Below are 17,767 nucleotides of genomic sequence, written 5' to 3'. Positions count from 1 at the left end.
TTGCCCCCAGGTCTAGGAACATCTAAGGTCGAGAGAATCAATGTCTGTTCGAAAGGAGCCAAATCCTGTGGAGTGCATCCGGGTCATGCTGGCTGAAGACATCGCGATTCTTCGCAAGGCGCTTGTGTCCTTGCTGAGCCCCTTTCCGGAGGTGGTGATAGTGGGGGAAGCCGCGGACGGTCTTGAAGCCGTGAAGCTGGTGGATGAATTGTCCCCACAGGTGGTGCTCATGGACCTCTCCATGCCGCGCATGGACGGTGTGGAGGCCATTGCGGAGATCAAGCGCCAGCATCCGGAAACCAGAGTGATCGCCCTTACCGCCCATGGCGACCCCGAGCTGGTGGGCAAAACGCTTTTGGCAGGCACTGATGGGTATATGCTCAAAAACGCCAGCGCGGACGAACTGGTGTCGGCTATCCGCAGTGTGGCTGCGGGAAGGCAGTACATGAGCGTGGAAGTAACCGCCCTGCTGGGGGCCCAACCCGGGTTATGCAGCGGCTAAATCCAGCTGGCTGGAGCTTGCCGGCCTGAAGTGGTCTTCCCGGTTTCTGTCTTGGACCGTGCTCACCCCCCCGTATCGATGTTCTCCAATTCTTCATAGAGTTCTTTAATAGCCGAAGCCGCCGCTTCGGCGTTTTCATTTTTCGCGGCCATTTCCAGGTCCGCTCCCAGCGCATTCACCTTCCCGGCTCCGAAAGCCATGGATGTTCCTTTCACATCGTGTCCGGCCTTGGCGGCAAGGTCGAATTCCCCGGCAGCCAAATGCGCTTCGGCCGCAGCCGCGCGTTCTCTGATGTAGGCCAGAAATTCAGCCATGAGCGGCTGGCATGCCTCCCGCACAGGGGGCGCTTCGCTTGCGGCAGTGGCCGGTGGGGTCCCGGCGGCGTCCCGGCGGGGGGCGAACTCGGCCACAGCCGCTTGAAGAGCGTCGAGTGAAAGAGGTTTGGCCAGATACGCGGTCATTCCCGCCTCCAGAAAGCGCTCCCGGTCACCGCTCATGGCGTATGCGGTCAGGGCCACCACGGGGATGCGAGCAACTTCCTCACCGCATTCCCCTGCACGTATCCGGCGCACGGCCTCCAACCCGTCGAGATTGGGCATCTGCACGTCCATAAACACCAGGTCCTGTGGAGAGCTGGCAAGCATGTCCAGGGCTTGGCGTCCGTCGTTGGCCGTGGTGACTTCATGCCCCAGGGAGCAGAGAAATTCTGTGAAAACGTGGCGGTTGATCGGATTGTCCTCGGCCACAAGGATTTTGACAGGCCCGTTGGTTTCAAAAGACGCATGCTCCGGAGCCGCCGCTGGGGCAGAGGCCTGTGGAGCGTGTTTGAACCTGGCGGTGAAGAGGAAAACACTGCCGTTTCCCGGAGCGCTCTCAACCCAGATTTTACCGCCCATGAGCTCGGCCAGTTCGCGGCAGATGGCGAGGCCCAAACCCACGCCCTGGTAGGGCTTGGAGAAGGAGGAGTCGACCTGGCGGAAACTGTCGAAGATGGCGTTGGTATACTCTGGTGGAATGCCGATTCCGGTGTCCTTGACGCAGAAGAGAAGTTCGACATCCTCATCGGGGTTGGGCTGAGTTTCGGAAACCTGGACGGAGATTCCTCCGCTTTGGGTGAATTTGACCGCGTTTCCGACCAGGTTCGCCAGAATCTGCCCAAGCCGTACCGGGTCGCCGAGGAGCCTCTCGGGGAGCTCCTCCGGCAAGTGGGTAGCGAGGGTGAGTCCTTTCTCAGTGCAGGCGGGCAGGAAGGTCTCCACGGCCCGTTGGACGGTCTGGCGAAGGTCAAAGACCTTCCTCTCCAAAGTGAGCTTGCCGGCCTCCACCCGCGAGAGGTCCAGCACATCTCCGATGATGGAAAGCAGTGTGCGCGCGGATTCGGCGATCATCTTCAGCTGTGAGTTCGTCTTGGCCGGGTTTCTGTTGCGCTGAGACAGTTCCGCCAGGCCGAGTATGGCCGTGATGGGAGTGCGGATCTCATGGCTCATGTTGGCCAGGAAGTCGCTTTTAGCCTTGCTTGCGGATTGGGCCTGTTCGTGGGCGGTCCGAAGGAGGGCTTCGCCCTCCTTGAGTTCCGTGACGTCGAGTATGGATATAAGAACGCGGCTTAGTGTGTTCTCATGTCCGGGCAGTGGCCGGAGACCCACAATGCACTGGCGAGTGATGCCATCGAGAGTGGAGAAGCGGGCTTCATAGCCGCGCGCCGCGGTCCCTTCACGTATGGTGGCAAAGATATTCTTCAGGTTGATCAACGATTCCGGCATGATGAATTTATCCAGATTCTCAATCATATGGGCCTTGGTGGCCGCACCTGACATCTCCACCGCGGCGGGATTGGCGTCCCGGACAGTCACCATGCGGAGCAGATCCCTGCTGAAGTCGGGTTTGTCCGCAACCAGCGAGGAGAGGTTGCTGACCGCTTCCATTTCAGGGGAACGCAGGAAAGCGTCCAGGGCGGCAAAGTCGACCTCAAGGAAGGAAATCGGGGAATTCATGAACAGGCTGCGGTAGCGGGCTTCGCTGTGGCGTAAGCGTTCGTTGGCTGCTTCGAGTGCGGCCGTGCGCAGGGATACCCGGGATTCCAGCTCCTGGTTGAGTTCTTCCAATTCCTGCTTTGAAGACGCAAGCGCGCTGGCGGCCTCATCCTGCTCCTTGGATGCGGTCTTGAGTCTGGCCACACCCACAGCCAAGGCATCCAGGGTTTCGGCCCAGGCTTTGGCCAAAACGCCCACCTCTCCCGGATTTTGGCTTGCGAGAGCATGCAGCTCCTCGGCCATTTCCGGTACGGAACCGTCGAAAGGACGTATGCGGGCCGCCTTGCTGGACAGCGCCAGGATCGGATTCGTTATTCTTCTGGTCAGAATCCAGGCCACCAAAGCACCGGCCAAAAACACGCCGCCGATGGCCAAGGCCTGCCTCGTGGCCAAGGTGACCACTGGGACGGAGAGCTCGGCGCTGTCCATGATCATGCCCATGATCCAATGCATTTCAGGAAGATATGTAGCCTGCGCGATATACTCGGTACGTGCTCCGGCCCATGCGAACCGGACGGGGAGGCGGGCATTATTCAAGGAAGTTCGGATATCGCTTTCATGGGACTCAAGGACGGTACGCGGTTCGCCACCTGGCGAGAGAAGAAAAGACGACCCTTGGGTTTCCATGACGAAGATGCGGCCCGATTGGCCGAGGTGGACCCTTGAAAGCGAGTCGATCATTTCGAGGAGCATGCGGTGTTTGTCTTGGGCGGACTGGGCCTCGATCCTGGCGTAATCGACGCTTATCCCCACATACCAGCCCCAAGGCGCGAATGTGGTCACGCAGGCTAGGTGCTTGCTCGAAGCTCTTGAGTCCGTCGATGGCCACCAGAGAACGGTGGTGTCCCAGCCGTCCCGGTTGGCGATGGAGGCGGAATATTCAAGGGCGTTGGCTCCGGCGGCTCCTTTGAGCTCGCGCCAGCTCCCGCCCACAAGCGACGAATCCGAATGGGCCAGGCCGTTGAACTGTTTGTCGAAGATGAAAATGTTGAGTCCGGTCCGCGTGCAAGCCCTGGTTGCCGCAGCCAAAGCAATCCGTTGGGCCTCTTTCACTGGCGTGCCGAGCCGGGTGGAATGGGAATACTGCTCTTCGAGAGAGGCCATGAACATGGCCAGGTCGGTTTTCAGCGCGGACCTTTGGGCCGTGATTGCGTCGAGGAGCCGGTCGGCCAGATCCTCGTTGTGGTCCTGAATGAGCAGGGAAGCGAGTTGCAGGGTCTCGGACAGACGTTTTTCCTGCTCAAGGAACAGGCTGTTCTTGTAGGTCAGCCAGATGAGCCCAACGACGCTCACCGCGGAAGCGGTCATGAGCGCTGTTACAAGAAGGAGCACCCTGCTCTTAATGGAGTGGGGAACCAAGCTGTTCCTAGTTCACAACCCGGTAGTTCATGACTTCCGGGCGGTGGAAGTAAAATTCAACCCGGCGGTTCATTAATTCGCTCTCCTGGGACAATGGGGCGGCAAGTGGGAGAGTGTCTCCATAGGAAACCGCCCGAATGCGGTTGGGAGGAATCGCTTTTTCCATGAGCACGGCCCGCACCACCGCGCCGGACCTGGCTCCGGCAAGTTCCCAGTTGGAGGGGAAAGGACCTCCCTTGAATTCTCCGGGAACAGCATGGCCGCGCACCATCAGATTGAGGTTGAAGCTTTTGAGCACGTCCTGCACTTCCCGGATGACCTTGCCCGCCTCAGGGGTCATTTCAGCTGAGCCTGGTTTGAACATGAGGTCGTTGTTGACCCGCAAGAGCACCCCGGTATCGTCCGAACTGACCCCGGAACTTTGCTTGAGGTAGGGGTCCTCGGTGATGATCTTCTTGAAGCGCATGGCGATGGTGTACCTGGCCGCCTGTTCCTCGGTGAGCTGCTGGGCCTTTGTGTCAGGGGATCCAATTATGGGGGAGTTCGGGTCCATGGCCACCTTGCCAATGGGTGTGTCGGACTTGAAGTATGTCTCCAGCGCTTTCTGCACGTCCTTGGGCACGATGTTCATAATCCACATGAGCAAAAAGAAAGCCATCATGGCGGTCACGAAATCCGCGTAAGCCACCTTCCAGCTCCCGCCATGCCTGCTGGTATGGCGCCTCCCGGCATGCTGTATGGCGGGTGAGTTCTTCTTGCCCTTGCCCTTCATGAACTAGCCCCGAATGACGCGTTCCAGCTCTTCGAAAGTGGGACGGTAGATTTCTGGCACGGAGCGCCGCCCGAATTCAAGGGCGATCATGGGGGTTGCTCCGTGGGCCATGCCGGAAAGGGTTGCCCGGATGACGCCGAAAAAGGCCTCGCGTTCCTGGGAACGGTTTTCCAGCTTGGTGGCCATTGGGCCCACGAAACCGTAGCAGAGCAGCACGCCCAGAAAAGTCCCGACCAGGGCCGCGCCGATGGAATGGCCCAGCTCATCGGGCGGCGCGGTGATCTTCTGCATGGTGAGTACAACGCCAAGCACGGCGGCCACGATGCCCAAACCCGGAAGGGCTTCGGCCACCTTGGAAAGATTGTTGACAGGAAGCATGGAGAGAGAATGCATGGACTCGATGTCAGCGTGCATTATCCCCTCGATCTCGTCGGGTTCACCGGTGACCAGGTAGACCCTGAACGTGTCGCAGATGAAGCGCACGGCATGCCAGTCCTGTCGGACCCGGCGGTGGGAGTTGAATATGCCGCTGGAATCGGGATGCTCTATGTCGTTTTCGATACTGGCCAGGCCTTCTCTACGGATTTTTATAAGCAGGCGCGACAGGAGGCTCAATACCTCCAGGTAGTCTTCGCGGCCGTAATGCTTGCCGGAGAAGATGTCCCCCATGTTCTTGAAAACCAGGGACAAGGTTGTCTTGGTGGACGCGATGAGCAAGGAGCCCATGGCCGCTCCGCCTATGATCAAAAGTTCGGCTGGTTGGAGGAGCACCCCGAACTTCCCGCCGGCCACCAGGTAGCCGAGGGCGACGCAGCCCATAACCACCAGGATGCCCAGAATTGCTATCATTATTCTTCCTCGCCTTGCTCGCCGGAAGTGCTCGTGGCGGTTTCAACCTCCGCGAGGAGGTTGTCCATGTCCAGGCCGCCGTAGTGATGTCCCGGCTCAACATGGACTCCGCGGGCGACATTGTCGCACCAGCGGGCCAGGGCCGAAACGCCGCAGACCTGGGCATCGAGAAATTCCAGCGTCTTTTCGAGTCGGGAACCCACGGCGAAGCGGACGAAACGAGCCCCCAATATGAGCCCCCCGTCTTTTTCCGCCACCCGGACCAGATTGTTGTAGGTAAAGACAGACAGAACCCCGTAGGGGTCATCCGCCGTCGGATCCCATAGTTGAAGGTATGTGAAACATGCCTTGGCTGAGAGAAACTGGGCCACGACGTCCTGGTGAAGGACGGCATGCATTCCCAGTCCCCTGATGGAGAGATCGGTAAGGATCATGCGTCCGGAGCCGAGCATGGACATCGTAAGGTGCGGTCTGCCCAGCTCGGCTGCCCCAAGGCGCATATATTCTTTTTGCGGGCAAAACCATACGGCCAGTTCCCTGACAAGGGAATCTGGAACCGCAACTCTGTAATCGGCCCGTCTGTTCGAGGACTCCACGTCATGCCCCCGCTGCAAAACGTTACACACTCATGTAATGCTTACACGTCCCACACTCTACAGGCAAGACTGTTGTTGGGTGCGAGTTGAAATGAAGTAGCAATTCGCAAATCCAATTTGCAGTGGCAGGTAGCAGCAGTCGTGCAAGGCCTGCATGCTGCATCCTCCGGGGTTGCCAAGCACGGGTCTTTCCCTTATTCAGGCCGGACGGACGCCTCCATCGGGGTAGTTTGATCCGAGATTTCCAATATTTCTCTCCTGTTACGTTCTCCACGACTTCTTGGCGCGGAGAGAGCCCCAAGGCCGTTGCGTCCAGCAGGGCACATGATTCTAGGAACAGCCAAGCAGATATCCGCACGAAATGTGCTCGAAGGCTTGCGCCAAGGGCTCAGCCGTTTTTCCGGCCCCAGCCGCGCGGCTCTGATCATGGCTGAAACGCCGGAGTCGGAGCTTCTGGTGCATGACCCGAGGCGGCTGTTGCGCGGCCACGAACCGAAGCTCAACAAGATGTACCTGGAGACCTCGGAATGGCGTGAAAACGCGCCGGATACCGCGGTCATGAAGCCCTTCGGGCAGACCTCGTGGGCGCAGAAGCTCCACCTCACGGGTCTTATTTGCGCGGGAGGGTATTCCCAACCGTTATTCTACCAAATGTGGTTTACCGAATTGCACCCCAACATGTGCTCCACTGGCCCCATCGAGCGATGGTTGGAACATGCGGTGTGGCTTCTGGCCCATGATTATGCTTCGGAAGGGGCATTCTTCACTTCCGCCTCCAAACATGCTCTGGAGGCGTTCGAACACCATGCGGTGCGCAACCATATTTTCGCCGATATGAGCAGAACCCTGGGCAGGCCTCCTCAAATCCCGCTCTATCCCATACTGGAGGCGGTGCTCAACATCTCCACCACACGCGAGGAGGGAGAGCGCCCCACCGGACGGATGATTTTTATCGAGCCCTCCGACGCCAACAACGTGCCCTGGCTTATCCGGTTTCCGGAGCTGGAACGCCCCTATCTTCATAATGCCAAGCACGTGCGCAAGCTGCTGCTCAGCGTTGAGAACTCCAGCCGCCGGCTTGTCAGCGACGGCGAGAGGGTGCTCGGGGTGAGCGGCCCGGCCAACGGACTTTCGGCCCGGCTTACCGCGGACTTTCAGGACCGGTTCGGGTTTTTACGCCTGGGCGGAAAGCCGGTATGCAGTTTTGTGGACGGCATTTACCAGTCGACGACCCGTAAACCAAATCTCGTGCTGCTCGAGGAGGCCCTCCTTGAATCGGACATGGGGCCGGACCATGGCCATACCTTGTTCCAGATCGCCAGCGCCATAGTTGACGAAGCCCGGATGGAGGGCTTTGGCTGCACGCTGGTGCTGGACCCTCAAGTGAGCTTGCCCCTCATGGCCGGGCAGCACGTGGACCCGCCATTATGGCTGAACGACCCGCAGAACCTTGATTTGGCCAAGGCTCTGGCCAAACTCGACGGCGCTCTGCATCTTACCGGTTCCTGCGAGCTTCGCGCCTTCGCCTGTCTTCTTGACGGCAGGAATGTGGGTTCGGAGGACCGTTCCCGCGGGGCTCGGTTCAATTCCGCCCTGCGCTTCACGGCCATGCATCCGGGGATCATCGTGGTGGTGGTTTCCGCGGACGCGCCGGTGTTCATCTTTCAGGGGGGGCTCCAGCTCAACGCCATGTGCGATCTGCGCCATGAAGTCGATCTGGATCTTGACCCCCCGTCTCTCGAAAAATGGCTGCAGGAGGCGTGACCATGGGGGTCTCATACGTCATTTACCGAAGGACTCGCGACGGGAGGCTGCGCTGGGGCGTGAGAATGCCGCGCTGGCTTCCGATCGCCGCCATGGCCCTGACCATTGCCGGGGCGGCACACCTTGTCTGGCGGTTGCCTGATATTGTCGGCCTGAGTGAGCTTAGGGGCAGGGTCCAAACCGTTCGCTCCCAGCGCGCGGTGGAGCGCACCGCGTTGCTGGCCGCCCACGAGCGTCTTGGCGACTTGCGCCAGGACATGGCGTCAGTGGTCAGCTTAAATGGCAAGCTGGCCAGTGTGACCAGCCTGGTAGATGCAGGTGGTGAGATGCATTCGGTGGGGTCTCCGGCCATGGTGGAGGGCGGAATAACCGATGAGAAACGCCTGGCCAGGCAGCTTTCGGCCATGGTTCGGGCCCTGGTTGAGGAAATCGCTTTTCAGGAGAGCCGTCAGCGGCAACTGGCCTCCATCATGCGTGAGCGAGCCCTGGAGTTCGCTGCCAGGCCGTCCATCTGGCCCGTGCGCGGCACCATCAATTCGGACTTCGGCTACCGCTACATGTCGCGCTCCCGTGAATACCATAAGGGCTTGGACATTGGCGTGCCGGTAGGGACTCCGATCGTGGCCCCTGCGGATGGAAAAGTGGTGTCCGTGGGGTACGAGTCCGGGTATGGTCTCATGGTGGTTATCGAACACCGCCATGGGGTGAGCACAGCCTACGCGCACCTGAAGGCCGCCACCGTGGAGGCCGGAGATGATGTCACCAAGGGGACGCGCATCGCCTTCTCCGGGATGAGCGGGCGCACCACGGGATCCCATCTGCACTATGAAGTGCGGGTGAACGGCCAGGCCGTGGACCCCATGAACTACATGCTCAATTAAGCTTTGTTCAGAAACGTTGGAATCGATGGACGCACCCGCCCATATTGGGGTACAATTTCAAATCGTTGCCAACACAATTGAACCAAGGGTTTCCAGGATGAAATATCTTCTTCTCGGCATATCCGTTCTGCTGCTTGCGGTCGGGTGCAGCAAGTTCGAAGTCTATGAGCGCAATCTCCAATATATGACCATGGAGACTTACCAGAGCGAGAAGGTCCTCGTTGGCAAAGAGTATCAGGAGGCCCAGCTCGCGCTAGCCAAGGCCGAAACATCCGGCAACCCTGAGGTGATAAAGAAGGCGCGTGCGACCTTCAACGATGCCAAAGCTAAAGCCCGGGCCATTGAATGGGAGGATCGCCGGCGCAACCGGACCTGGTAGCCGGCCGGCCAAGGTCTCTTCCCGGGTTTGGGTTGGGTACTGTCCCTGTCGGCTATGTTGAGGGAGTAAGGCTCCCAGGAGAGCAACCGTCCGCTCCCGTGCCAGGTCTCTGTCGCGGGAGCGATCTTTTTTGTCAGTATTCTCGGGAGCGGGAGTGTCTTCCAGGGATCACGGCCCTGCTGCTCACCTCAGGCATAGCGCCTCCGAAGGGTTTTCAGCATATGCTTCATCCTGTGGGTGTAGTCATGCTCGGCAAGAACCCGGTTGCGCGCGGCTGAAACGATTTTGAGGCGTTCGTCAGGGTGGTTCAGGAAATGCCGAACAAGCCCGCCTATCTCCTCAACATTTCCATAGCAGGCCGTCTCTTTGCCGGGTTCAAACAAGCCCTTCATTTGCTCCCGCCAGTCTGACAGCAAGAATCCTCCGCAGGCGGGGACGTCGAACACACGCTGGTTCACGGCGCCTTTCATCTGCAGGCTGGTGGCATTGAAGTTGACCTCGCTCAGCGGATAGAAGCCGGGCAAGTCCCGGTAATAATCGAGCGGGCCAAGCAGTTTCCAGCTTCCTCGAGGCAGCAGGGAACGCCAGCCGGAGTCCCCTGCGATAAGCGGGGAAAAGGGCAGGAGGGAGCTGACGCGTTGGAGCCGGTAGAGCCTGGTCGCTTCCCAGGTGAGGAACTGCTCCAGGTCGAGCCTGCGAAGTGGATCGGGCAGTTCCTCCCAGAGTTTAAAAAGCGCGGGTGATTCGGTGCGCATGAATTTCAGGGAGTCCCCGGCACATGACGACGCGAACCCGGATGCGGCCTGTCTGGCGAGATCAAGGACTTGCGGCCAGGGCTTCAGGCGATTGAGAAGCTTGGAGACCGGGCGGACCATGGAGTCGCCCACAAAGGAAACGGGAGAGCGCCAAGCCGGTTTGCCAACAACTCCGGGTTTGAAATGTTCGGTGTCCGTCGCCAGGGGAAGATAGTCCACCAGCTCGAAGCCCAGAGCTGTAAGAGGCGCGACGGTGTCCTGGTTCCAGGTGAACAGGGCGCACCATGGATTGGCCTGCTTCGGGAAATCGTGAAGAATAAGGCGGGGATTGTCCACGAACCACGAGGCCAGTGGAAGGGCCATTTTTTCAAACAGGGTGGCGATCTCACCCTGGCGATCAAGTCCAAGATGGTTGATGGTCAGTGCGAAGTCCGGTTTGAATTCAACGGCGGCCGTGAGAAGATGCTCGATGAAGGCTGTGGAGCATCTCGCCCCCTTGGGCAGGACAATCTTGAGCAATTGCCAACCCAACCGGGCGCATGAACTTTCAATCTCTTTTTCGAGAAAGTAGCCGCTTGAAAAGAGCAGGAGACGCGCAGTGGCCCCGCGAAACCGGGGGATACGCACCCGTTCCCAATATGTGGGGAGGATGGGGCGCTTGCACTGGTGTACGGTCCCTGGGGACACGCCGGCCTAGCGCCTGGATTTGGTTTTGGATGCGTCGGTCTTCTGGCCCTTGTCCGCGTCCTTGTCCTTTCGCTTGTTGAGTTCCGCGATCTTGGCGTTCAGGCTGTCCACTTGGTGTTTTTGCTGGGCCGAGAGTTTCTGTATGCGTTGTTCGCATTGATTTTTCAGGTCGGCCTCACGGGCGGCCATGTCGTCCTTGATTTTCTTTATCTCCGCCTCCTGCGCGGCCAGGAGCTGGTTCTTTTTCTCGAGTTGCTTTTTGAGGTCTTCGCCGGAACATGCGGCCAAGAGGACCACCGAGGAAAAAAGCACGAGGATACGTTTCATGGGCGCTCCTATTTGATCTTGCGGACCAGTTTGCCCTGTTCATAAAGCTCGTCGCGCACCAGAACCCCTGAGGGGTCGTACTCTTTGAGAAGACCGTGCAGCTTGCCAGCCAGGAATCCGGCTTCGGTTCTCAACTGGCCGTTTTCGTACCAGACTTTTGCCTGCTCGGAGATTTTCCGGCCATCCTTGAAGCGGGCCAGGGTTTCTTCTTCGAGGCGGCCGTTTTCGCCGTAGCGGCGGATGGCCCAGGTGTCTGGCGACGCCGACACTTCCTCGGCCAGTTGCCCGTTTTCATACCAGACTTTGCTGGAGACGAGTTTTCCCGCTTCGTAGCGCGCCTCAAGCCGCGTTTTTCCGGATTGATGATAGTCCTGGACTAGCCCGGTGTAGGGCGATTTATCACCCGATTTGTGGAGGAGACCGCCGTATTCTTCCATCTCTTCCGGCGATGCGGCGCCCTGGGCGGTTAGAATACCTGGGCGCGCCAGAGCGAATAAGAGGAGGAAGGCAGTGAGGACGATTCGCATTCGCAAGACGATACCCTTAAGGGGATTTAGCTGGCAAGACCCCTGGCCCGCTTGCATTCCGGTTGCGATGGCATTAGCTTCTTTCAAGCACGGGGTAATCCGTGAAATCCGGGAGTCTCCAAGGCCATGATCGTTCCAAAAAAGCGCATACTCGAAAAATCGTCGTCCTTTCTCGCTCCGCACCGGGGCGACCTTATAGTCGTGGGGATATGGGTGTGCAGCCTCATTCCCGCCTTCCTCATTTCGGTCTTCAAAAAAGATCCTTTCTACGCCTCGGTTATCACCGTCCTGATCCAGTTCTTGGCTTCATTTGGCTCCATCACTCTTTTCGGCGTGATCAGCCAGCTCATCTGCTACCGCTACATTGATTCCTCGGAAGTGCATGACCGCATGATGGACGGCCTCTTCTACGGCTTCCACGCGGGCATGATCATTTGGGTGCTCTACGCATTCTTCCACATGCTTTTCGGAATGCGCACCGTTGGAGAGATCAACTCGCTCATAGGCTTCTTCGGCATCATGTGCATGCTCAGCTGCATAGTGGGTATTCTGTGCGGTTTCATTTTTGGCCACTGGGAAGATCGTAAGCGCACAAAAGGCTTCTAAGCGTGCGGGTGCTTTTTTGCGGTGTCGGAGAGGCCTTTGACGAGGCCCAGCCCAACACCTGTCTGCTGGTTGAGGCTTCCGCCAGGGGCGAACGGCGCGAAGTTCTTCTCGATTGCGGTTTCACCGCTCCCTACTCGTACTGGCGTTTCGGACCGGCCCTGGGGGCCAGTTCGGACGGCCCGGATGTGGTGTGGCTGTCCCACTTCCACGGAGATCACTTCTTCGGATTGCCCGCGCTGCTGGCCCGAATGAAACAGGCCGGGCGTTCACGGGAACTCTACATCGCAGGCCGCCAAGGAGTGGGGGCGCAGGTGGCCAGGGTTCTTGATCTGTCCTACCCGAACTTGCGCGACAAGCTGGACTTCCCCCTGAATTTCAAGGAATGCCGCCCTGACGAACCTCTGGAAATGCGGGGTCTTAGCTTCAGCGGAGCATTCACCACCCACCCCGAACCATGCCTGGCGCTCAGGCTTGAGGACGATGGGGCAAGTCTCTACTATTCCGGGGATGGCGCTCCGGCACCGGAGTGTCTGGCCCTGGCTTGGGGAGCGGGGCTTGTTGTCCAGGAAGCCTTCTCCATGGAGCCAGGCTCGCCGGGACACGGCTCAGTGGAAGAGGCCATCCAGTTGGCCCGCATGGTCAATCCGGGAGCACTGGCCTTGGTCCACCTGGAGCGGTTGTTGCGCTCGGACCGCCTTCAGGACGTGGTCACCCGTCTGGATGGCACGGGATACGTGCCCAATCCGGGCCACATTCACCACGTCGGCCTGTAGTTCTCCCCGGTGCCGGGTCCGTTCCGGGAGGCCTGAATGCGGCCGGATTTGCGATCATTCTCCCTTGCGCCTGAACCGTGTTCCGATAGTTGTGCGGGTTGCAGAAGAACCCCGCTTCCAAAGCAACTGGATCGCCGGGAATCGTCAGGGCTCATTTGCCGGCGAGCATGTCCACCTTCGCGATGTACGCCTCCACGTCGAATTTTCGCTTAAGCCCCTGAAAGTTCATGTAGCGCACCTGGCCGAACACGGGTCTCTCCGCCCATGGGCGGTCGTGAACGCCTCCGATGCTCCAGGCGATGCCCGCGTATCCGTTGGGGTCCCGCCCATCGAGTTCGTAGCGGTCGTTTAAGTACACGGCTATTTCCTGGGCCTCGTCAGGCGATGAGGTCCACTCAAGAAGCTTTTTTCCCCAATACATGCGCATGTAGCCGTGCATTTTGCCGGTGGCTGTCATCTCCAACTGGGCGGCGTTCCAGGCCGGGTCGTGGGTTTGGCCGGCTTCCAGCTCATGTTTCGAATACAGGTAGGGCCGTGGGTCTCCCGCGTGTTTCGCCAGGGTGCGTCTGGCCCAGTCAGGGTAGCAGGATGTGCTGTCGTAGTCCGCGTGGTGCAGGCAGAAGTTGTCGGCTAGCTCGCGGCGAACGATGAGTTCTTCGAGGAATGCCTGTTTGTCTTCGGACGGGGCCATAGATGACGCCACGGCCAGGGCCGTGCGCTGGGCCGAAAGCATGCCGAAGTGGAGCCAGGGAGAGAGTCCTGACTGGCCGTCTAGTGACGGGTCGTTGCGCCGGGTAGAATAGCCGTGCAGACCGGAGGTGACGAACCTTTCCAGCGCGGTAAGCGCAGCTGCCTCTCCGGGCTGGAAATTACTGGGGAGGTGAGCGGTTTTGAGATGTGGGATGGCCCTCTCCAGTTGGTCCCGGGTTATTCCGCCAGGATTGGCTCCTGATGGCCTGGACTGTTTGGGCGGTTCGGGGAGATCATCCAGGAATTCAGGCAGATGTCGGTGAATTTTAGGGCGCAAGGTCCGGGCCATATACTCGGCCTTGTCCGACGCTATGAAACAGGGGACCACGTTGTGTGCATCCACCTCTTGAACCGGGCAGACGGTGGATTCGCAGAGCGTAGCCAGCCAATGACGTTTGTGACGAAGCGGATCGAAGTCCGAAACCACGGCGTGTGCGTCCAGGGTGCGGGCCAAGTTTCCCACCTGAATCGCCGGATCGCCCAGGAGTTGAACGAAGGCAATGCCCCGCGCCATAAGCCCGTCGCGGACAGCCTCCAGACCGTTGATCAGAAACCGGAAATGCTCCGCCCGGGCCATGGGGTAGGCCGGGTCCAGGCAATGAACCACCAGCAGGGGGGCCTCGGCCCGGCGGGAGAGCAGGGACGCGAAATTGAGAGCCCAGTTGTCCCGGACCCGGTGGTCGCGGTGCATCCAGTAGAGCACGGGACCTTCGCCGTGGCGGCCCTGTTTGAGAAGGCGAGCTCTCCTGATGTTCATGATTGCCTCCGAATACGTCATGCATTTTTTCTTTCGTCTTGCAAAGAAAAGTAGCGCACGGTAAACAATTGCACCATACCGGGAACACCCCGAAGACACAGGAGAATCACATGCCTTCGTTCGATGCGGTCAGCAAGGTGGACCTGCAGGAAGTGGATAACGCCGTGAACAACACGGTCAAGGAAATAGCCACCCGTTTCGATTTCAGGGGATCGAAGACGGAAGTGAACCTGGACAAGAAGACCAAGGCCGTGGTGGTGACCACCGAAAGCGAAATGCGGGCCAAGGCCGTGCGGGACATGCTCATCGGCCACTTTGTCAAACGCAAGGTGGACACCAAGAGCGTGGAGTTCGAGGATGCAAAGCCAGCCGGTGGCTCGCTCATGCGCATGGAGGCCAAGATCAAGGAGGGCGTGGACAAGGACACGGCCAAGAAGATCGTGGCCATTATAAAGGACTCCAAGATCAAGGTTCAGGCCCAGATCATGGACGACATGGTCCGCGTGACCGGAAAGAAAATCGACGATCTTCAGGCAGTGATGCAACTCCTCGGAAAGGCCGATTTGCCCACTCCCCTGCAGTATGTGAACATGAAAAGCTAAGGAGCCCCATATGTCCCTCCATGTCGCACGCCTCCTGCCCTTCGCAGCCTTGGCGCTTAGCATGTGCATGGTCCTGGCCGGTTGCGCGGGATCGCAACGGGCGCTGACCCCGGAGGAGTTTTACGGGTTCTGTTGGCCCGCCCAGATCGACTACAACTGCATGGATGACAATCTTTGTCAGGACTTTAAAGACTACCTGACCCAAGATCATGCCAGCAAACAGGAGTGCATCAGGGGCTGCAACGAGTTGCAAACCGCCAAATGGCGGGCTTTCCCTGTGAGCAATTGCAACGTGGCCATCAACAACGCCACGGATTGGTGCGAGAAGTACTGCCGCAATTATTTCGACTACGGCCCGCCCAGCCAGGGCGGACAGCCGGTGCAGCCAGGGACGCAGCCGTAAGCGGGTTGCGATTGCCAAGGAAATAGATCGAGAGTCCAGCTTCAGCTGTGTATTTGTCCTGGGGCGTCATAGACGCCACGCGAAAGAATCTCGGCAGCTCGAAGGGGTGACGGAAACGAGATGATGTAGTATCCTGTTACTCTGGCTGGAGTGCCGGGGATAGCTACCCCGGAATTCTCATGCCAAATGGGGAGCATATCCGTGCGAGGCTGCGACCGAAGTAGAAATCAAGTTCCTCGGGAGTTGTCCCGGTCTTTTCCAAAAATGCCCGACGGAAATTCCCCTCTGCCTCGGCGAGCTCCAGCAGGTTCTCGCGGGCTTTGCGCTGGCCTTCGGACGCCTTGCGGGCCAGGCTCACGGCCATGGAGGCCGGAAAAGCCTGGTCATGAAAAATGATAAGCTCCCACAGGGCTCCGCCGGTATCCATGATGTCCGCCCTGGTCAGACGATCGGTCGAGTACATCCGCTCAATAGCGGCGGTGTCTTCGCAAAAGAGGGCCTGGCACTCGGCGGGCCGGTTGGAGTGTATTCGGCAGGCAGCACCGGTGTAGTCATAGAATCCGCACGTGAATCCCTGACCCTGACCGGCCACTTTCACGATCTCACGCCCGAGTTCACTCAGACCACCGGAAATGTTTTCGTGCACGGGTTCCCCTTGGCGGAGGGTGACCAGCCTGCGCCTGGGAATTATCGCTGACTCGATCAGGGGAAGATCCTTAAAGTGCAGGGCCGGGCCGCCTTTGATGCAGCATTTTCCGCACCGGTGGCAGAGAGGGGATTGGGTGGGGGTTTTCGGGTTCATTATTTTGTGAAATTCATAACGAGTAACCCAGGAATAGGCAAGGACAAGACCTCGCGGGAGAGCCTCCGGCGCGGTGGAACGCGATTTTTCTTTGCAGGCTGGAGGAAAGCATGTTAGAAAGTTCACGCGCGTGGTAATTGTGGAGGATTGACAGCAATCCCGGATACTTCTATTCGCTTCGTCCACCCCAAGCCATATTCGCGCCATGAACCCGTATGGGCGCATGGTCTAAACATCGGGAAAACGTCGCACTCGCAAGGGCGGGGCGCGATTTTCGTAAACAGGGCTGTAACTCTTACAACTCTCTTTGGAGGAACACATGGCGAAACACCCGACCCCGTTGCTGGACCAGCTTGAAAGCGGTCCGTGGCCCAGCTTCGTCTCAGACATGAAGTACGCCGCGGAGCAGCGTCACAAGAACCCCAAGGGCATCAATCTGCAGATCCCCGAAGACGTCATCGACGACCTTCTGGGCCTGCTCGAAATGTCCTACAATGACGGGACAACCCACTGGAAGCACGGCGGCATCGTCGGCGTGTTCGGTTACGGCGGCGGCGTTATCGGCCGTTACTGCGACCAGCCCCAGATGTTCCCCGGCGTGGCCCACTTCCACACCGTGCGTCTTGCCCAGCCCTCCGGCCTCTACTACAAGGCCGAGTACCTGGAAGAGCTGTGCGACCTGTGGGACATGCGCGGCTCTGGCATGACCAACATGCACGGCTCCACCGGCGACATCATCTGGCTGGGCACCACCACCCCCCAGCTGGAAGAGATCTTCTTCGAGCTGACCCACAAGCACAACCAGGACCTGGGCGGCTCCGGCTCCAACCTGCGTACCCCGGCCTGCTGCCTGGGCATGTCCCGTTGCGAGTTCGCCTGTTATGACGCGCAGCACATGTGCCATACTCTGACCAACGAGTATCAGGACATGCTGCACCGTCCCCAGTTCCCCTACAAGTTCAAGTTCAAGTTCGACGGCTGCCCCAACGGCTGCGTGGCCGCCATCGCCCGCTCCGACTTCTCCGTGATCGGCACCTGGAAGGACGACATCAAGATCGACCAGGCCGCTGTGAAGGCGTACGTCGGCGGCGAGATTCCGCCCAACGCCGGCGCCCACGCCGGTCGCAACTGGGGCAAGTTCGACATCCAGAAGGAAGTCATCGGTCTGTGCCCCACCCAGTGCATGAGCTACGAGGGTGGCAAGCTGACCATCGACACCAAGAACTGCTACCGTTGCATGCACTGCATCAACGTTATGCCCAAGGCTCTGCGCATCGGTAACGAGCGCGGCGCTTCCATCCTGATCGGCGCCAAGGCCCCGATTCTCGATGGCGCTCAGATGAGCTCCCTGCTCGTGCCCTTCATCCCGGCCGAGGATCCGTACGACGAGATCAAGGAAGTTATCGACAACATCTGGGAATGGTGGATGGACGAAGGCAAGAACCGCGAGCGCTTGGGCGAGACCCTGAAGCGCCTTGGCTTCCAGAAGGCTTTGGAAGTCACCGGTATCAAGGCCCAGGCCCAGCACGTCAAGGAGCCCCGCACCAACCCCTACATCTTCTGGAAGGAAGACGAGGTGCCCGGCGGCTGGACCCGCGACATCAACGAATACCGCAAACTGCACCAGCGCTAAAAGGGGGAAC

Annotated in this window: 18 protein-coding genes; 9 read left to right on the top strand and 9 right to left on the bottom strand. The window is 59.2% G+C overall.

Features of this window, described 5'->3' with window-relative positions; all coding sequences use genetic code 11:
- Positions 1-40 precede the first annotated feature (40 nt).
- Complete coding sequence (locus HY795_09245; GenBank protein ID MBI4805407.1) at positions 41-502, top strand: response regulator transcription factor; 462 nt, start codon at positions 41-43, stop codon at positions 500-502.
- Between the two features lie 62 nt (positions 503-564).
- Here HY795_09245 and HY795_09240 read toward each other — a convergent pair whose 3' ends face one another.
- From HY795_09240 to HY795_09225, 4 genes are read right to left on the bottom strand one after another with little or no spacing between them, the layout of a single operon-like run.
- The gene (locus HY795_09240; protein MBI4805406.1) at positions 565-3,867 is read right to left on the bottom strand and encodes a response regulator; all 3,303 of its coding nucleotides are present in this window, start codon (positions 3,865-3,867) and stop codon (positions 565-567) included.
- Between the two features lie 34 nt (positions 3,868-3,901).
- On the bottom strand, positions 3,902-4,666 hold the full coding sequence (locus HY795_09235; GenBank protein ID MBI4805405.1) for a flagellar motor protein MotB: 765 nt from the start codon (positions 4,664-4,666) through the stop codon (positions 3,902-3,904).
- Positions 4,667-4,669: 3 nt separating this feature from the next.
- A complete protein-coding gene (gene motA / locus HY795_09230) occupies positions 4,670-5,515 on the bottom strand; it encodes a flagellar motor stator protein MotA (GenBank protein ID MBI4805404.1) in 846 nt (281 codons plus the stop codon).
- The gene (locus tag HY795_09225; GenBank protein MBI4805403.1) at positions 5,515-6,015 is read right to left on the bottom strand and encodes a hypothetical protein; all 501 of its coding nucleotides are present in this window, start codon (positions 6,013-6,015) and stop codon (positions 5,515-5,517) included. The genes motA and HY795_09225 overlap by 1 nt, the downstream gene beginning before the upstream one ends.
- A gap of 420 nt (positions 6,016-6,435) precedes the next feature.
- Between HY795_09225 and HY795_09220 the strand changes: the two genes are divergently transcribed.
- From HY795_09220 to HY795_09210, 3 genes are all read left to right on the top strand, one after another.
- Positions 6,436-7,875: a DNA integrity scanning protein DisA nucleotide-binding domain protein gene (locus HY795_09220; protein ID MBI4805402.1), complete on the top strand. Its 1,440-nt coding sequence runs from the start codon at positions 6,436-6,438 to the stop codon at positions 7,873-7,875.
- Positions 7,876-7,877: 2 nt separating this feature from the next.
- Positions 7,878-8,756, top strand: coding sequence for a M23 family metallopeptidase (locus tag HY795_09215; protein MBI4805401.1), 879 nt, complete (start codon positions 7,878-7,880; stop codon positions 8,754-8,756).
- Between the two features lie 97 nt (positions 8,757-8,853).
- Positions 8,854-9,135 (top strand): hypothetical protein, encoded by a 282-nt coding sequence (locus tag HY795_09210; protein ID MBI4805400.1) that lies wholly within the window; start codon positions 8,854-8,856, stop codon positions 9,133-9,135.
- 188 nt (positions 9,136-9,323) lie between these two features.
- Here HY795_09210 and HY795_09205 read toward each other — a convergent pair whose 3' ends face one another.
- The 3 genes from HY795_09205 to HY795_09195 all read right to left on the bottom strand — a co-directional run bounded on the left by HY795_09205 (position 9,324) and on the right by HY795_09195 (position 11,431).
- Entirely contained in the window at positions 9,324-10,409 is a 1,086-nt protein-coding gene (locus tag HY795_09205; protein ID MBI4805399.1) for a glycosyltransferase, read from the bottom strand.
- 174 nt (positions 10,410-10,583) lie between these two features.
- Positions 10,584-10,904 carry a lipoprotein gene (locus HY795_09200; protein ID MBI4805398.1) on the bottom strand — a complete coding sequence of 107 codons (321 nt, stop codon included), beginning with the start codon at positions 10,902-10,904 and terminating at the stop codon, positions 10,584-10,586.
- An 8-nt stretch (positions 10,905-10,912) separates the two neighbouring features.
- Entirely contained in the window at positions 10,913-11,431 is a 519-nt protein-coding gene (locus HY795_09195; protein ID MBI4805397.1) for a hypothetical protein, read from the bottom strand.
- A 147-nt stretch (positions 11,432-11,578) separates the two neighbouring features.
- On the opposite strand from HY795_09195, the gene HY795_09190 reads away from it, so the two are divergent.
- Together HY795_09190 and HY795_09185 are read left to right on the top strand one after the other, a co-directional pair.
- On the top strand, positions 11,579-12,037 hold the full coding sequence (locus HY795_09190) for a hypothetical protein (protein ID MBI4805396.1): 459 nt from the start codon (positions 11,579-11,581) through the stop codon (positions 12,035-12,037).
- A gap of 2 nt (positions 12,038-12,039) precedes the next feature.
- On the top strand, positions 12,040-12,810 hold the full coding sequence (locus tag HY795_09185) for an MBL fold metallo-hydrolase (protein MBI4805395.1): 771 nt from the start codon (positions 12,040-12,042) through the stop codon (positions 12,808-12,810).
- A gap of 151 nt (positions 12,811-12,961) precedes the next feature.
- On the opposite strand, the gene phrB is transcribed toward HY795_09185, so the two are convergent.
- Positions 12,962-14,317, bottom strand: coding sequence for a deoxyribodipyrimidine photo-lyase (gene phrB / locus HY795_09180; protein MBI4805394.1), 1,356 nt, complete (start codon positions 14,315-14,317; stop codon positions 12,962-12,964).
- Positions 14,318-14,427: 110 nt separating this feature from the next.
- Between phrB and HY795_09175 the strand changes: the two genes are divergently transcribed.
- On the top strand, positions 14,428-14,919 hold the full coding sequence (locus HY795_09175) for a YajQ family cyclic di-GMP-binding protein (GenBank protein ID MBI4805393.1): 492 nt from the start codon (positions 14,428-14,430) through the stop codon (positions 14,917-14,919).
- 10 nt (positions 14,920-14,929) lie between these two features.
- The gene (locus tag HY795_09170) at positions 14,930-15,322 is read left to right on the top strand and encodes a hypothetical protein (GenBank protein MBI4805392.1); all 393 of its coding nucleotides are present in this window, start codon (positions 14,930-14,932) and stop codon (positions 15,320-15,322) included.
- A 163-nt stretch (positions 15,323-15,485) separates the two neighbouring features.
- Here HY795_09170 and HY795_09165 read toward each other — a convergent pair whose 3' ends face one another.
- Positions 15,486-16,124, bottom strand: a complete 639-nt coding sequence (locus HY795_09165; protein MBI4805391.1) for a YkgJ family cysteine cluster protein — start codon at positions 16,122-16,124, stop codon at positions 15,486-15,488.
- A gap of 319 nt (positions 16,125-16,443) precedes the next feature.
- Here HY795_09165 and dsrA point away from each other — a divergent pair, with 319 nt between their 5' ends.
- Entirely contained in the window at positions 16,444-17,757 is a 1,314-nt protein-coding gene (gene dsrA / locus HY795_09160) for a dissimilatory-type sulfite reductase subunit alpha (protein ID MBI4805390.1), read from the top strand.
- Positions 17,758-17,767 lie beyond the last annotated feature (10 nt).

The sequence above is a fragment of the Desulfovibrio sp. genome (genome assembly GCA_016208105.1).
Taxonomy (GTDB): Bacteria; Desulfobacterota; Desulfovibrionia; order Desulfovibrionales; family Desulfovibrionaceae; genus Fundidesulfovibrio.
Note: the sequence above shows the minus strand (reverse complement) of the source record. Positions and strands in the feature narration are given on the sequence as shown.

Coding starts and splice junctions, on each gene's coding strand:
- HY795_09245 (MBI4805407.1), top strand. CDS start 41: ATGTCTGTTCGAAAGGAGCCAAATCCTGTGGAGTGCATCCGGGTCATG.
- HY795_09235 (MBI4805405.1), bottom strand. CDS start 4,666: ATGAAGGGCAAGGGCAAGAAGAACTCACCCGCCATACAGCATGCCGGG.
- motA (MBI4805404.1), bottom strand. CDS start 5,515: ATGATAGCAATTCTGGGCATCCTGGTGGTTATGGGCTGCGTCGCCCTC.
- HY795_09225 (MBI4805403.1), bottom strand. CDS start 6,015: ATGCGCCTTGGGGCAGCCGAGCTGGGCAGACCGCACCTTACGATGTCC.
- HY795_09220 (MBI4805402.1), top strand. CDS start 6,436: ATGATTCTAGGAACAGCCAAGCAGATATCCGCACGAAATGTGCTCGAA.
- HY795_09215 (MBI4805401.1), top strand. CDS start 7,878: ATGGGGGTCTCATACGTCATTTACCGAAGGACTCGCGACGGGAGGCTG.
- HY795_09210 (MBI4805400.1), top strand. CDS start 8,854: ATGAAATATCTTCTTCTCGGCATATCCGTTCTGCTGCTTGCGGTCGGG.
- HY795_09200 (MBI4805398.1), bottom strand. CDS start 10,904: ATGAAACGTATCCTCGTGCTTTTTTCCTCGGTGGTCCTCTTGGCCGCA.
- HY795_09195 (MBI4805397.1), bottom strand. CDS start 11,431: ATGCGAATCGTCCTCACTGCCTTCCTCCTCTTATTCGCTCTGGCGCGC.
- phrB (MBI4805394.1), bottom strand. CDS start 14,317: ATGAACATCAGGAGAGCTCGCCTTCTCAAACAGGGCCGCCACGGCGAA.
- HY795_09175 (MBI4805393.1), top strand. CDS start 14,428: ATGCCTTCGTTCGATGCGGTCAGCAAGGTGGACCTGCAGGAAGTGGAT.
- HY795_09170 (MBI4805392.1), top strand. CDS start 14,930: ATGTCCCTCCATGTCGCACGCCTCCTGCCCTTCGCAGCCTTGGCGCTT.
- HY795_09165 (MBI4805391.1), bottom strand. CDS start 16,124: ATGAACCCGAAAACCCCCACCCAATCCCCTCTCTGCCACCGGTGCGGA.
- dsrA (MBI4805390.1), top strand. CDS start 16,444: ATGGCGAAACACCCGACCCCGTTGCTGGACCAGCTTGAAAGCGGTCCG.